This window comes from Mycobacterium noviomagense (genome assembly GCF_010731635.1).
GTDB lineage: Bacteria > Actinomycetota > Actinomycetes > Mycobacteriales > Mycobacteriaceae > Mycobacterium > Mycobacterium noviomagense.
In genome coordinates this window covers 896,660-910,248 of sequence record NZ_AP022583.1, presented here as the reverse complement: position 1 = coordinate 910,248, position 13,589 = coordinate 896,660, and the positions used below count along the sequence as shown (strand labels likewise).

The following is a 13,589-nucleotide window of genomic DNA, read 5'->3' as shown; positions in this document are numbered from 1 at the left end:
CATTAGTGCAGTTCAACCAGGTAAACGGCTACCTGAAATGCGCCGCGGCGTGCAGCGCTGAGCGATCCGGGAGATCAGCCCCTGCGCGGGCGATTGTCAGCGCCGATAGCAGGGTCGCCGCATTCAAGGCCGCGGTCAGCGCGTCAAGCCCGATCCGGCGGAGATTTCCGCGCCGGTCAGCGCCCAACAGGCCTGATCGCCACAGCCAGTCGATGAGCCCGACCATGAACGCGTCACCGGCACCGACCGTGTCTACCACCTGTACCGGTCGCGCCGGCACCTCGGCCTGGCCGGCTGCGCACACCGCGAACGCGCCCTTGACGCCCGTCGTCACCACCACGATCGACGGGCCCAGCGCCAGCCACGTCTGCGCGATTTGCTCGGGCGTGCGGTCGGGATGCATCCAGCGCAGGTCCTCGTTGCTGGCCTTCACGACATCGCTGCGCTGCACCAGGCGCTCGATGCGTTCGCACGCAACGTCTCGGTCGACGATCAGGGCGGGACGCACATTGGGATCCAGGCTGACGGTGGCCGACACCCGATATGCGTCGATAAGTGCCGCGAGGGCCAGGCAGCCCGGTTCCTGCACTGCTGCGATGGATCCGGTGTGCAGGAGAACCGGTGGCGCCGCCGTTGGGATACCGGAAAGCTGCCAGTCGAGGTCGAACATGTAGTCGGGCAGCCCTTGTTCGGACACGCTGACCCGGGCGGTCGGTGTCCGAGTCGCGGTTATGCTTCCCGAAACTAATTGTGCCCCTGACGCTTTCACGTACTCGGCGATGCGCCGGCCATAGGGATCGTCGGCGATGTGGGTCATGAAGTCGACGTCGTGGTCTAGCCGCGCCAATCCGACCGCGACGTTGAGGGGGCTGCCGCCGACATGCTCACCGGTGATTCGTCCGTCGCGCTCGATGATGTCGATCAACGATTCGCCGATCACCAGGCCGCGGCTCATCGCACCAGAGCCTCCAGTGTCGCCCGAGCTCCTTTGCGGTGCAACGAATCCAACGCCCAGCGGTATGCCATGACGAAGCGTGGCTGGCAGGCCAGATCCCCGAACAGGGGAGTGTCGATGAACGCGGTGGGATGGTCCCGCTGGGTCCGGGCGATCGGGACCAGCGAGTCGGCCAGCTGATCCACCACATCGATGGGCTCACCGTGCTCGTCGACGCCCTCGGCGTAGCGGGCCCAGCTGGCCACCGTTGCCGCCGCCAGCCGGACCGGCCCGTCGCTGGCCAGGTTGTCGCAGATGACGGGAAGCAGCCATTTCGGGATGCGATCCGACGAGTAGGCGCACAGGCGGGCAACCTTGTCGCCCACGCCCGGGTTGGCGAACCGCTCGATCAGCGTGCGGCTGTAGTCATGCAGATCGATGCCGGGCACCGGTGGCAGCGTCGGGATGGCCTCGGAATCGAAATATGCGAGCAGGAATTCGGCGAACAACGTGTCGCGGGCCGCGTCGTGAACGAACTCGAAGCCGCACAGATAGGCGAAGTAGCACAGGCATTGATGCCCGGCGTTGAGCAGTCGCAGCTTCATCAACTCGTACGGGACGACATCGTCGACCAGCAGCACGCCCGCCTTTTCCAACGGCGGCCTGCCGTCGGCGAAGTCGTCTTCGATGACCCAGGCGGCGAACGGCTCGGTCAGCACCGGCCACCGGTCGGCTACTCCGAAGTCGCGCTGAACCGCCGCAGCCATCTCCGGCGTGGTTCCCGGGGTGATTCGGTCCACCATCGAAGTTGGGAACCGGGCATGTTCTGCCACCCACTCGGCGAGCCCGGGATCCCGGCCTTCGGCATTGGCGAGGACGGCCTGCCGCGCGACTCGACCATTGCTCTCGATGTTGTCGCACGACAGGATCGTCGGTGCGGCGATCCCGCGGTCGCGACGCCTGGCCAAAGCCTCGGTGATCAACCCGAATGCGAGCCCGTCGGGGTCGCGATAGCCGCCCTCGGTGATGGTCAGCGAAATGATCCGGGTGGTTGCCGCGGCCAGTAATTCGATCACCGACTCCGGATCATCGGGCGCGTAGCGGTAGTCGACGATCGAGCCGATCACTCGTGCATCCCGGCTGCAGTCGGGATACTCGCATATCAGCGTGTACAGCCCGTCCTGGTCACGCATGACGTCGCGCATCGGCCAGTCGGAGGGCAGCACTCCCACTCCGCAGATGCCCCATTCGCGCGCCAAGCCTTGTTCCAGCAACCGGTCGATGTACATGGCCTGATGCGCGCGGTGGAAGTGACCGGCGCCGATATGCGCGATGCCGATGCCGATGCTGCCGCGGTCATAGCTTGGCGTTGCGATCGGTAACTGTTTTAGTGCTGCATTGCTCAGTTTCAACGCACTAGGCACGATGGCCCAACTCCTAAGCGGGAGAACCTCCACCTGTCACAGGCGACAACATGAGGCTATCAGCGAGAGCTTGCCACGAGTCGGTTATCGCCACTGCGCCGGCGTCAATCAATTCCGCACTGCGGCAAGACCGTTCATCGGCGGGCACGAACATCAGGTTGCCGACGGTGAGGTATCCTGCCGCTACTGCGGATTTGACGCCGGGCACGGAATCTTCGATGGCCAGGCCGTGCTGGACTTCGATGTCCATTACCTGGCCGGCATGAACATACACTGCGGGGTCGGGCTTGCTCGTCGGCACGGGAAGGGAATCTTCCGCGCTGAAGCGCAAAGCGGCTGGGATCAGCGGATCAAGGCCGGTGGTGGCGAAACACGCATCCAGCCGTTTTGCGGCGCTGGAGCTGACCGCTGCCAATGCATACCGCGATGCGAGGGCTTGCAGTGGAGCGAGCACCTGCGGGTCCGGCCGTAGGGTGGCGGCCAGATGAGCGGTGACGTGCTCGCGTTCGCGGCCGACCCATTCCTCGAGTTCCTCGGCGCACAGCGCGCGCCCGGCTGTCAGGTCGGAAGCGGAAGCGACGACGGCGTTCGGATGACCGGTTGCAAGCGTCTGCTCCATGGGCACTCCGGACTGCACCGAAAGCTCAATAGCGGTGCTGCGGAAGTTTTTTCCGACCGCTTGCTTGCGCAGCTCCTCCGCGCTGAACGGGGTCGTCACGCCGAACCTCGCCAGAAATCGATTGATCACCTCCACCGAGGCGGCGAATGCCGGTCTCTCGGAAGGAAAGAGGTTGTCATCTGCGTCGCAGAGCAAGGTCGTGATTGGTGCGGGATCGAAGTCGTGCACAACCTCCAGGCCATGTCGGTTCATAGCAGCACCAGCTCCCGCGCGTCGTTCCGCAACGCTCGGCGCAGTGTGGATATCACGCCGCGCTCATCGATGTCCCTGATCATCTGGCCGAGGCGCTCGGCAAAGCCGGGGACGAAACGTAGTTCGGTGAAGATCTCGTGCCGCAGCAATGGCAGCGGGTTGTTGCATTCCATGGCCGCCAACTTGGTCAGCAGTTCTGCGTGCGGATCATCGATGCGGATCTTGCGACCCTGTCGGTCATAGCCGCGCAGGTAGCGGGCCCACCCGGCGACAGCCAGCATCAACAGGGTGTGCGGTCTACCCTGCTCGATCGCCTCCTGCAAGGACGGCAGCAGGAACGACGACATCTTCGTCGATCCCCGGCGCGCCAATCGCGACAACTGGTCGCTCATCCGGGGATTGCTGAGCCGCGTAAGCAACGTTTCCCGATAACCCGGTGTGTTCATTCCCGGCACCGCCGGCAGCAGTGGCTGAATCTCGTCGCGCATGAGCTGCTCGACATAACCGAAGATGACCGGGTTTCTCATCGCTTCATCGGTGCGGTGGTAGCCGGCCAGCGTAGCCAGGCAGGCGATCGCGATATGAGTTCCGTTAAGCAGACGGGTCTTGACAAGCTTGTGGTCGCTGACATCGGTCACGAACTGGGCGCCGACCTCTTCCAGCGGTGGACGGCTATCGCTGAACGTGTCCTCGATGATCCACTGCGAATACGGTTCGGTCAGCACCGGCCACTTGTCGGCAATGCCGAAAGTGTGCTCGACGAATTCGCGCTCCGAGTCCGAGGTCCGCGGGGTGATGCGGTCCACCATGGTCGACGGGAATGCGACATGTCTATCGATCCAGCGGGCTAGCTTCGGATCCTTCAACGCGGCGAACGACACCAGCGCGGTCCGCGCCGCCTGGGTGTCGCCGGGAATGTTGTCACAGCACAGCACCGTAAACGGGGCAGTGCCGGCGCGGCGACGCAGGTCGAGCGCGTCCGCGAGGTATCCCCACGCCGTGACAAAGCAATCGGGGGCGACCAGGTCGGCCTGCACATCGGGGTGAGCGGCATCGAACTCACCGGTGACCGGGTCGAGGAAGTATCCGTTGGGGGTAACCGTCAGGCTGACCACGCGCGTCTGAGGGTCGACCAAAGCCCGGCGAACCGCAGCGCTGTCGTTGGGCGCGTAGTGGTAGGAGCCGATGGAGCCGACCACTCGGGCGGTTTGGCGGTCGTGGCCGCGTTGCACCACGGTGTAAAGCCCGTCCTGAGCCGACAACACATCTTTTACATCCCGGGAATGCAGGCTGACGGCCGTGACGCCCCACTGATCCGAAATACCTTGGGAGGCAAGGTCATCGAGGTAAACAGCCTGATGGGCCCGGTGAAAGTTGCCCGCTCCGATATGAACGACGCCCCGCTGAAGGGCCGACCTGTCATAGCTCGGCACGTCGATTCGTTGCGAATGCAAGGGCAAGGTGGCGTTACTGAGCGGAACGCCGGTGGCGCGGCGTTCGGGGACACGGCTTGGAAGGCTGTCGGCGTAACGCATCAGTCGCCAAAGATAGCCGGAGTGAACGCAGTTTGGTCAAGCGAAGCTGGACCCGCAGCCCCCGATATCCCCGCAGTCAACAGGCGTTTAACCGGCCTGGTGAAATGCGCCACAGCGAGTGGCGTGCCGCGGCATGGAAGCGGGCGGTGTGCGTTTCACACCAGTCACGCGAGTCTCTGAGGGTTGGGGTAGTCGCTGTGCCCAGCTTGGAGCGATTAGGTCGGCTAACAATCGCTCGAAGGCGGGCAAACGGTCCATGGCCGGACTCAGCTGGCCACGGTTGCGCCGGCATGCCGTGACCGCGGCGTCGAACGACGTACCTTGGCAGCATGGACTCGCCGCAGGTCTGGCCGCCCGGGGCAACGGCGGGGCCGCGGGTGAAGCTGACCAACCCCGACAAGGTGCTCTACCCTCCGGCGGGTCGACGGCGAAAACCCGTCACCAAGGCCGAGGTCTTCGACTACTACACCAGCATCGCCGACGTGATGGTGCCGCACATCGCCGGGCGTGCCGCGACTCGCAAGCGCTGGCCCAACGGTGTGGACCAGCCGTCGTTCTTCGAGAAGCAGTTGGCCTCCTCAGCGCCTGACTGGCTGCCCCGGGCCAGCCTCGTGCACCACTCTGGAACGACGACCTATCCGATCATCGACAACGCCACCGCGCTGGCCTGGATCGCGCAGCAGGCCGCGCTGGAGGTGCACGTGCCGCAGTGGCGCTTCGTCGCCGAGTGGACCCGCAAGGGCGAGGAGCTAAAGCAAGGCCCCGCAACACGATTGGTGTTCGACCTCGACCCCGGCGAAGGTGTGACGCTGCGCCAGCTGACCGGCGTGGCGCGCGAGATCCGCGATCTGATGGCGGACATCGGGCTCACCACCTTCCCGCTCACCAGCGGCAGCAAGGGAATACATCTGTATGCCCCGCTGGAGAAGCCGGTGAGCAGCCAGGGCGCCGTGGTGTTGGCCAAACGCGTTGCCCAGCAACTGGAAAAAGCGATGCCGACGTTGGTCACGTCGACGATGACGAAGAGCCTGCGGGCGGGCAAGGTGTTCGTGGACTGGAGCCAGAACAACGAGTCGAAGACAACGATCGCACCGTACTCGCTGCGCGGCCGGGAGCAGCCGACCGTGGCCGCGCCGCGCAGCTGGGACGAACTCGACGACCCCAAGCTTCGCCACCTGCGCTACGACGAGGTGCTGGAGCGGGTGGCCCGCGACGGTGACCTGCTGGCGCCACTGGATGCCGATATCAACGTGGACCGGCTGACCAAATACCGCAGCATGCGGGACCCGTCGAAAACACCAGAGCCCGTGCCGAACGCCAGACCCGCTGCGGGGCAGAACAATACGTTCGTCATTCAGGAGCACCACGCCCGCCGGCTGCATTACGACTTCCGGCTGGAGCGCGACGGGGTCTTGGTGTCGTGGGCGGTGCCGAAGAACTTGCCGGAAACGACGTCGGTCAACCATCTCGCGGTGCACACCGAGGACCATCCGTTGGAGTACGCCACCTTCGAAGGCACCATCCCCAAAGGCGAGTACGGCGCGGGCAAGGTGATCATCTGGGATTCGGGCACCTACGACGCCGAGAAGTTCCGCGAAGACGAGGTCATCGTCAACCTGCACGGCAACCGGGTTTCCGGACGCTATGCGCTGATTCAGACCAACGGCGACCAGTGGCTGGCGCACCGGATGAAAGACCAGACGGTCTTGGAGTTCGACGAGCTGACTCCGATGCTGGCCACGGAAGGCTCGGTGGCGAACCTCAAAGCGGCCCAGTGGGCATTCGAGGGCAAGTGGGACGGCTACCGGCTGCTCATCGACGCCGACCACGGCCGGCTGCGGGTGCGGTCTCGGCGCGGGCGCGACGTCACCGGCGAGTACCCACAACTGCGTGCGCTGGCCGCCGATCTCGCCGACCACCATCTTGTGCTCGACGGAGAAGTCGTGGCGCTCGACGAATCCGGCGTGCCGAGTTTCTCCGAGATGCAAAACCGTGTCCGGGCCACCCGTATCGAGTTCTGGGCGTTCGACCTGCTTTATCTTGACGGGCGTTCGCTGCTGCGCGCCAAATACCGGGACCGGCGTCGTTTGCTGGAAACCCTGGCGGGCGCCGGCAATCTCATCGTGCCCGAGCTGCTGCCCGGCGACGGCGCAGCGGCGCTGGAACAGTCGCGCAAGCACGGCTGGGAGGGAGTCGTCGCCAAGAAACGTGACTCGACCTACCAGCCGGGCCGCCGCTCGATGTCGTGGATCAAGGACAAGCATTGGCGCACACAGGAAGTGGTCATCGGTGGCTGGCGAGCCGGCGAGGGCGGGCGCACCAGCGGCATCGGGTCACTGCTGATGGGCATCCCCGCGGACGGCGGGCTGCATTTCGCCGGACGGGTGGGGACCGGATTCACCGAGCGCGACCTGGCCGACCTCAAGAAGACCCTGGCGCCGCTGCAAACCGACCAATCACCGTTCATCGCAAGGCTTCCCACGAAGGATGCCAAGGGTGTGACGTTCGTGGAACCAAAGCTGGTAGGCGAGGTGCGCTACAGCGAGTGGACGTCGGATGATCGGCTGCGCCAACCGAGTTGGCGGGGGCTGCGGCCGGACAAGCAGCCGGGCGATGTGGTGCGAGAGGAGTGAGATCCTATGCGGTGGGTGACCTATCGGGGCGACGGCGGTGAGCGCACCGGGGTGCTTTCCGGTGACGAGATTCACTCGATGCCGGTGGGCGTGCGGCTGCTTGACCTGATCCAGCGCGGCGCCGATGGGCTGCGCGCGGCGGGCGAGGAAGCGTTGCGTACACCGGCCACGGCCCGTCTCGGCGAGGTGAGCCTCGCCGCGCCGATTCCGCGTCCGCCGTCGATCCGCGACTGCCTGTGCTTTTTGGATCACATGCGCAATTGCCAGCAGGCCGCCGGGGGCGGGCGGATCCTCAAAGACGTCTGGTATCGGATCCCCGCGTTCTACTTCGCCTGTCCGGCAACTGTTCTCGGGCCCTACGACGACGTACCCATTGCGCCCGGAAGTGCTTGGCAGGACTTCGAATTGGAGATCGGCGCGGTCATCGGACAAACCGGCAAAGACCTGTCGGTCGAACAAGCCGAAGCGGCGATCATCGGCTACACGATCTTCAACGACTGGTCCGCCCGTGATCTGCAGCGCCTGGAAGGTCAGCTGGGCATAGGCCAGGCCAAAGGAAAAGACGCCGGGGTCACCCTCGGGCCGTATCTGGTCACGGCCGACGAATTGGAGCCCTACCACCGCAACGGCAAGCTCAGCCTCGAGGTGACCGCGCTGGTCAACGACGCGGTCATCGGCTCGGGGTCCACCGAGGCGATGGACTGGAGTTTCGGTGAAGTCATCTCCTATGCATCGCGTGGAGTGACGCTGATGCCCGGTGACGTGTTCGGGTCGGGCACCGTGCCCACCTGCACGCTCGTCGAGCATCTCGCCGACCCGCAATCGTTCCCGGGCTGGCTGCGCGACGGCGACGTCGTCACCCTGCGGGTCAACGGCCTCGGTGAAATCCGCCAAACCGTGCGCGCCACACCGGCGCCCCACCGGTTGGCGCCGCGACCGAACCCGGACGTCGAACCAGACAAGCCGCGCGTTAACCGGGCACCGGCAAAAGCGCCCTACACCCGTGGGCTGCACCAGGTCGCCGACCAGGTGTGGGCCTGGACGCTGCCGGATGGCGGATACGGCCGGAGCAACGCCGGGCTTATCGCCGGCGATGGCGCGTCGCTGCTGGTGGACACGCTGTTCGACCTGCCGCTGAGCCGCGAAATGCTGACCGCGATGCGACCCATCACCGACCGCGCGCCGATCACCGACGCGCTGATCACCCACTCCAACGGCGACCACACCCACGGCAACCAGCTGCTGGACGCATCCGTGCGCATCATCGCCGCCAAGGGCACCGCCGAGGAGATCGCGCACGGCATGCCACCCGAGATGTTCGCGATGATCCAGACCGCCGATTTCGGTCCGGTAGCGACCCGCTATGCGCGAGACCGCTTCGGGCCCTTCGACTTCAGCGGGATCACCGTCCGCAACGCCGACCAGACCTTCGACGACGAGCTCACCATCGACGTCGGCGGCCGCGAAGTCCGCCTGCTGGACCTGGGTCCAGCCCATACCGCCGCCGACTCGGTGGTGCATGTGCCCGACGCCGGTGTGCTGTTCGCCGGGGATCTGCTGTTCATCGGCTGCACTCCGATCGTGTGGGCCGGCCCGATTGCCAACTGGGTCAAGGCGTGTGAGGCGATGTTGGCGCTGGGCGTCGAGACTGTCGTGCCCGGTCATGGCCCTGTCACCGGCCCGGAGGGGATCCGCGCGGTGCAGGGGTACCTCATCCACATCACCGAGCAAGCCGACGCCGCCTACCGCAAGGGGCTGTCGTTCGCCGAGGCCGCCGACACCATCGACCTCGGCGAGTACGCCGACTGGTTGGACGCCGAACGCGTCGTCGCCAACGTGTATCGGCGCTACCGCGAACTCGACCCTGACACACCGCAGCTGGAGCCGACGGCACTTCTGGTCCTGCAGGCCGATTGGTTGGCCAAGCACAGCTGAAGCGCCGGCAGGCTTGCGCTCGATGCCCCGAGTCTGCGGCACGCCAAGGAAATCGAGAACCGCACACAGATCATCAGTGGCTTCACCAACAACCCGGTGGAGGCCGCCAAAGCGCACCAGGAAAAACGCGCTCCGAGATGGGATCCATTGTGATGGCTAGACTTCCGGCGGTGACCCGCTGTGCCCGGCTTCGCCGCGCTTGCGATCGCCTCTAGACCTTCGCGATCACATTCTCGGCGAACGTCTCCAGGTTGCGAAGCTTGGCCTCCAACGGCTCGGGGTCGGGTCCTTTGCTGTAGGGCACACGAAAGCCCACGATCACGTCGGTGACGCCGTTGTCCTCCAGGCGCTTGACGCCCTCGGGGGTGAACCCGTCGGCGGAGATCACATGGATCTCGAACGGGCCGCTGCGACCTTCTTCCTCCCGGTACCGCTTGAGCCGTTCGATCAGCCGGTCGAGTTCGCCTGGGTTGCCGCCCCCGTGCATCCATCCGTCCGCGCGGGCCGCGCGGCGCAACGCGGCATCGGCGTGCCCACCAATGAGGATCGGAATCGGCTTGGTGGGCGCGGGGGTCATCTTCGTCTTGGGGATGTCATAGAACTCGCCGTGGAACTCGAAATAATCGCCGGTGGTCAGCCCGCGCACGATTTCGATGCATTCGTCAATTCGCTTGCCGCGCTTGGCGAATGGCACACCCAACAGCTCGTAGTCTTCTGGCCATGGGCTGGTACCGACGCCCAGGCCGATCCGGTTGCCGATCAACGCCGCCAGTGAACCGGCCTGCTTGGCCACCAGCGCCGGAGGCCGGATAGGCAGTTTGAGCACGAAGAAGTTGAACCTCAGCGTGGTCGTCACCGCGCCGAGGGCGGCAGCCAGCACAAACGCCTCGATGAACGGTTTGCCGTCCAGGAACTCGCGGCTGCCGTCGGGCGTGTAGGGATATTTCGCGTCGGACTCGAATGGGTAGGCCAGGCTATCCGGAATCGTCATAGCGGAGTAGCCGGCCGCTTCGGCGGCCTTGGCCAGCGGGACATAAAACGCCGGGTCCGTCATCGCCTCTGCGTAGCTGAACCGCACCACCGCCTCCTCGATTCCACATGCCGACGACGACCCACAGACTAGAACGCGTTCCAAATTGACGAACACGTGGCGGAACAGCCGAATCGCACTACCCTTAAGGGTGCGACTGGCGCTTTGGGCGTCAGAAGAAATGGGTGCCCGCATGCAATACCGGAAAACAAACCCCGCGTCTCCGTCGCCGCTTTCGACAGAAGCGCCTGCGATCACGACTGACTGCCGGACCGGATTCGTCCTCGAAGTCGCCGAGTTGGTGTGCCACTTGCAAGACGAACACGCCACCGACGTCGACGCGGTGCTCGGCGAGTTGACTCACAGTGCGCTAAAGTTCCTGCCCGGTGCCCAGTGTGCCGGCATCACAATCGCCTCCAGCAACGGCAAAGTGCGAACAGTAGGCGCTACTGACCGCTTTCCTGCGCTGCTCGACGAAATACAGCAGCGTCACTGCGAGGGACCGTGCCTATCGGCTGCCTGGGAGCAACACATCATCCGTATCGACGACATGGCGGCCGAGCAGCGCTGGCCGGAGTACTGCCGCGGCGCCATCGACGAAACCCCGATTCGGTCGGTCCTGGCGTTCCAGTTGTTCGCCGACCACCGGACGATGGGTGCGCTGAACTTCTACGCCGAACAGCCGAATGCCTTCGACCACGACGCCGTCGAACTGGGCTTGATCCTTGCCACCCATACCGCACTTGCCTGGAGCATGGTGCGCCGCGACGAACAGTTTCGCAGCGCGCTGGCTTCCCGCGACATCATCGGCCAAGCCAAGGGCATGCTCATGGAGCGGTTCAAGATCGACGCGTTGCAGGCATTTGAACTGCTCAAGCGGTTGTCGCAGAGTTCGAATACACCGCTGGCGGCGGTGGCCCGCCAACTAGTCGAGGCTGAACAGCGCGGTGGCTGATGACCGCGACACGGCAGGACGCACCCGAACCTGACTCCGCCGAGACCCGCGCTGAGCGGGCCCGGCTAAGGGCCAGCGAACTGCAGCAGCGCAGAGCCGAACTCGCCGCCGGCTTGCCCACCAGCGTCGCGATGGCCGAGCATGCCCGCCTGCGCGCCGAGGAGTCGCTGCAGCGAGCCAGAGAGGCGCACAAGGCCGCCGCCGCACGACACCTCGAAGCCAGCGCGGCACACCGACGCGCTGCCGCCGCTCACGAGGAAGCGGCGATACTTGCCGGTGACATCGAGGCAGAGGTCCATCAAGACGCGGCCGCAGCGCACCGCTCGGCCGCAGCAATGCACGACGACGCCGCCGACAGCCAGACAAAGCAATCCGGTTAAGCCAGTGGCGGGCCGAATTCTCAGCCCTGAGGCTCCATCAAGAGAAGCGCACCGTTGACGCCGCCCTCTGCCGGAGATTGAAAACCCGTACACGTCACCCGCACCCGAATGGGACGGCCGCGCCGGTTGACGGCGTCGAGGACTGTCTCGCCTGGGTTTTGCGGGTCGACGAACGCGTTGCCGATCAGCGGGCGGACTTCCTCCACCGGCAGCCCGATGTCGAGACCGGCAAGCGCCTGGCCCACTGTTTCATCGGAGCGCATACCCCACAGTTCTTCGCAGCCGCGGTTCCACACCACCACCCGCATCTCCCGATCGACCACCACCATGCCGAAATGGATCGAGTTGATCAGCGAATCCATGAACGTCCGGGCGTCCTCGAGTTCGACGCTGCGCTCGCGCAGCTCGTCGTTGATGGTGTGCAGCTCGTCGTTTGTCGACTGCAGCTCCTCGTTCATCGTCTCGAGTTCTTCGTTGGTCGACTGCAGTTCTTCGTTGGTGGTTTCTAATTCCTCCACGGTCGACTGCAGTTCTTCGTTGGTGGTCTCGAGTTCTTCGTTGGTGGACTGCAATTCTTCGTAGGCCGCCTCGAGTTGGCGGTTGGTCTCGACCACCTTGTCCAGCAGCGCGCGGGTCGCGGTGACGTCGAAGAAGACGATCGATATCCCCAGTAGCCTGTTTTCGGCGTCGACGAGCGGGTTCACGTGAATCTCGAACCACACGGTTTCCGCGCCGGGGCGTTGCCATTTGACGTCGGGGATCCGAGTGGATCGGCGGTCCACCTTGGCTTGCTCGACGTACGCGCGCAGCTCGACCGGCCGATACGAGACTTCGAGGTCACGCAGCAGGCGGCCGATGTCGCGCGCCGAGAGCCCGAACATCGTCTCCGCTTGTTGGTTGATCATCGCCACGGTGTCTTCACCGGTGACTACGATCTGGGCGACCGGGCTGGCGCGAAAAGCCAAGTCGCGCACAGTGTTTGGGCCGGAAAGATCGCCGCGCCGGTCATACATCGTGGCCGCGGGGTCATAGCGGTCCACGCCGACATGCGACCCGGCCGCCTTGCGAAAGACTCGGTGCTTGAGGTTCAGCGGCGTGAACCGATCACTGTGGTTCAGCAGCATCTCGGCATGGCCGAGAAACAGTATGCCCTGATGAGAGAGCGCAAAGTGCAGGCGCGTCAACACGTTTCGCTGGGTTTCGGCATTCATGTACATCAGAGTGTTGCGGCACACCAGCAGATCGACTCGCGAGATGGGGGCATCCTTGACGAGGTCGTTGCGACCGAAGATCACCCCACGCCGCAGATCCTTGCGGAAGATGTAGCGGCCGTTGAGGTGTTCGAAGTAGCGCTCCAGCAGCTCCCCCGGCACCGACTCGATCGCTTTGGCGTCGTAGGTGGCGCCACGCGCCTCGCTGAGCGCATCCTCGTCGACGTCGGTCGCGTAGATCTTAACCCGGTCCCGGAATCCGTCGGGGCCGATGGCCTCGGCCAGCAGCATGGCCAGGGTGTAGGCCTCTTGTCCCGAGGCGCACCCGGCGCTCCAGACCCGGATCGGGTCATCAGGCCCGCGTTCGGCCAGGATGCGCGGAATGACGTCGGCTGAGACGTATTCCCACGCGCCCGGGTCACGGAAGAAGTCGGTGACGTTGATCAGGATGGTGTTGAACAGGGCCGAGAACTCGTCGGAACTGGCTTGCAGCACGTCGAGGTACTGCTCGAAGCTGGAATAGCCGGCCTGTTCCATGCGGTGGCGAACGCGTCGCATCAGCGTCGTGCGTTTGTACCCGGTGAAATCGAACCCGCGGGCGTCCCGCAAGTACCGCAGCAGCGCCTCAAATGATTCGTCTGGCTTGGTGTTCATATCGTTCCGTCTGCCGACAACCTGTCG

Annotated in this window: 10 protein-coding genes and 1 pseudogene; 5 read left to right on the top strand and 6 right to left on the bottom strand. The window is 64.9% G+C overall.

Going from position 1 to position 13,589, the window contains the following annotated elements; all coding sequences use genetic code 11:
* Positions 1-28 precede the first annotated feature (28 nt).
* From G6N15_RS04060 to G6N15_RS04045, 4 genes are read right to left on the bottom strand one after another with little or no spacing between them, the layout of a single operon-like run.
* A complete protein-coding gene (locus G6N15_RS04060; protein WP_083087178.1) occupies positions 29-955 on the bottom strand; it encodes a carbohydrate kinase family protein in 927 nt (308 codons plus the stop codon).
* A complete protein-coding gene (locus G6N15_RS04055) occupies positions 952-2,361 on the bottom strand; it encodes a mannitol dehydrogenase family protein (RefSeq protein WP_232070410.1) in 1,410 nt (469 codons plus the stop codon). Before G6N15_RS04055 ends, G6N15_RS04060 begins: the two co-directional genes overlap by 4 nt.
* A 10-nt stretch (positions 2,362-2,371) precedes the next feature.
* On the bottom strand, positions 2,372-3,229 hold the full coding sequence (locus G6N15_RS04050; RefSeq protein WP_083087180.1) for an HAD family hydrolase: 858 nt from the start codon (positions 3,227-3,229) through the stop codon (positions 2,372-2,374).
* Complete coding sequence (locus G6N15_RS04045) at positions 3,226-4,764, bottom strand: mannitol dehydrogenase family protein (protein ID WP_083087181.1); 1,539 nt, start codon at positions 4,762-4,764, stop codon at positions 3,226-3,228. Before G6N15_RS04045 ends, G6N15_RS04050 begins: the two co-directional genes overlap by 4 nt.
* A 329-nt stretch (positions 4,765-5,093) precedes the next feature.
* Here G6N15_RS04045 and G6N15_RS04040 point away from each other — a divergent pair, with 329 nt between their 5' ends.
* The 3 genes and pseudogenes from G6N15_RS04040 to G6N15_RS23080 form a co-directional block, all read left to right on the top strand.
* Positions 5,094-7,397, top strand: a complete 2,304-nt coding sequence (locus G6N15_RS04040) for an ATP-dependent DNA ligase (protein ID WP_083087182.1) — start codon at positions 5,094-5,096, stop codon at positions 7,395-7,397.
* A gap of 6 nt (positions 7,398-7,403) precedes the next feature.
* Complete coding sequence (locus G6N15_RS04035) at positions 7,404-9,332, top strand: fumarylacetoacetate hydrolase family protein (protein ID WP_083087183.1); 1,929 nt, start codon at positions 7,404-7,406, stop codon at positions 9,330-9,332.
* A gap of 15 nt (positions 9,333-9,347) precedes the next feature.
* Positions 9,348-9,485, top strand: a pseudogene (locus G6N15_RS23080) (enoyl-CoA hydratase/isomerase family protein); the annotation flags it as partial.
* Between the two features lie 58 nt (positions 9,486-9,543).
* On the opposite strand, the gene G6N15_RS04025 reads toward G6N15_RS23080, so the two are convergent.
* Entirely contained in the window at positions 9,544-10,410 is an 867-nt protein-coding gene (locus G6N15_RS04025; RefSeq protein ID WP_083087246.1) for an LLM class flavin-dependent oxidoreductase, read from the bottom strand.
* 145 nt (positions 10,411-10,555) lie between these two features.
* Between G6N15_RS04025 and G6N15_RS04020 the strand changes: the two genes are divergently transcribed.
* Positions 10,556-11,317, top strand: a complete 762-nt coding sequence (locus G6N15_RS04020; protein ID WP_083087247.1) for a GAF and ANTAR domain-containing protein — start codon at positions 10,556-10,558, stop codon at positions 11,315-11,317.
* Positions 11,317-11,697, top strand: coding sequence for a hypothetical protein (locus G6N15_RS04015; protein ID WP_083087184.1), 381 nt, complete (start codon positions 11,317-11,319; stop codon positions 11,695-11,697). The genes G6N15_RS04020 and G6N15_RS04015 overlap by 1 nt, the downstream gene beginning before the upstream one ends.
* A gap of 20 nt (positions 11,698-11,717) precedes the next feature.
* Here G6N15_RS04015 and G6N15_RS04010 read toward each other — a convergent pair whose 3' ends face one another.
* The gene (locus tag G6N15_RS04010) at positions 11,718-13,562 is read right to left on the bottom strand and encodes a CheR family methyltransferase (RefSeq protein ID WP_083087185.1); all 1,845 of its coding nucleotides are present in this window, start codon (positions 13,560-13,562) and stop codon (positions 11,718-11,720) included.
* Positions 13,563-13,589: the final 27 nt, after the last annotated feature.

Excerpts from the sequence above, each read along its gene's own strand:
- G6N15_RS04060 (WP_083087178.1), bottom strand. The coding sequence starts at position 955 with ATGAGCCGCGGCCTGGTGATCGGCGAATCGTTGATCGACATCATCGAG.
- G6N15_RS04050 (WP_083087180.1), bottom strand. The coding sequence starts at position 3,229 with ATGAACCGACATGGCCTGGAGGTTGTGCACGACTTCGATCCCGCACCA.
- G6N15_RS04045 (WP_083087181.1), bottom strand. The coding sequence starts at position 4,764 with ATGCGTTACGCCGACAGCCTTCCAAGCCGTGTCCCCGAACGCCGCGCC.
- G6N15_RS04040 (WP_083087182.1), top strand. The coding sequence starts at position 5,094 with ATGGACTCGCCGCAGGTCTGGCCGCCCGGGGCAACGGCGGGGCCGCGG.
- G6N15_RS04035 (WP_083087183.1), top strand. The coding sequence starts at position 7,404 with ATGCGGTGGGTGACCTATCGGGGCGACGGCGGTGAGCGCACCGGGGTG.
- G6N15_RS04020 (WP_083087247.1), top strand. The coding sequence starts at position 10,556 with ATGCAATACCGGAAAACAAACCCCGCGTCTCCGTCGCCGCTTTCGACA.
- G6N15_RS04015 (WP_083087184.1), top strand. The coding sequence starts at position 11,317 with ATGACCGCGACACGGCAGGACGCACCCGAACCTGACTCCGCCGAGACC.
- G6N15_RS04010 (WP_083087185.1), bottom strand. The coding sequence starts at position 13,562 with ATGAACACCAAGCCAGACGAATCATTTGAGGCGCTGCTGCGGTACTTG.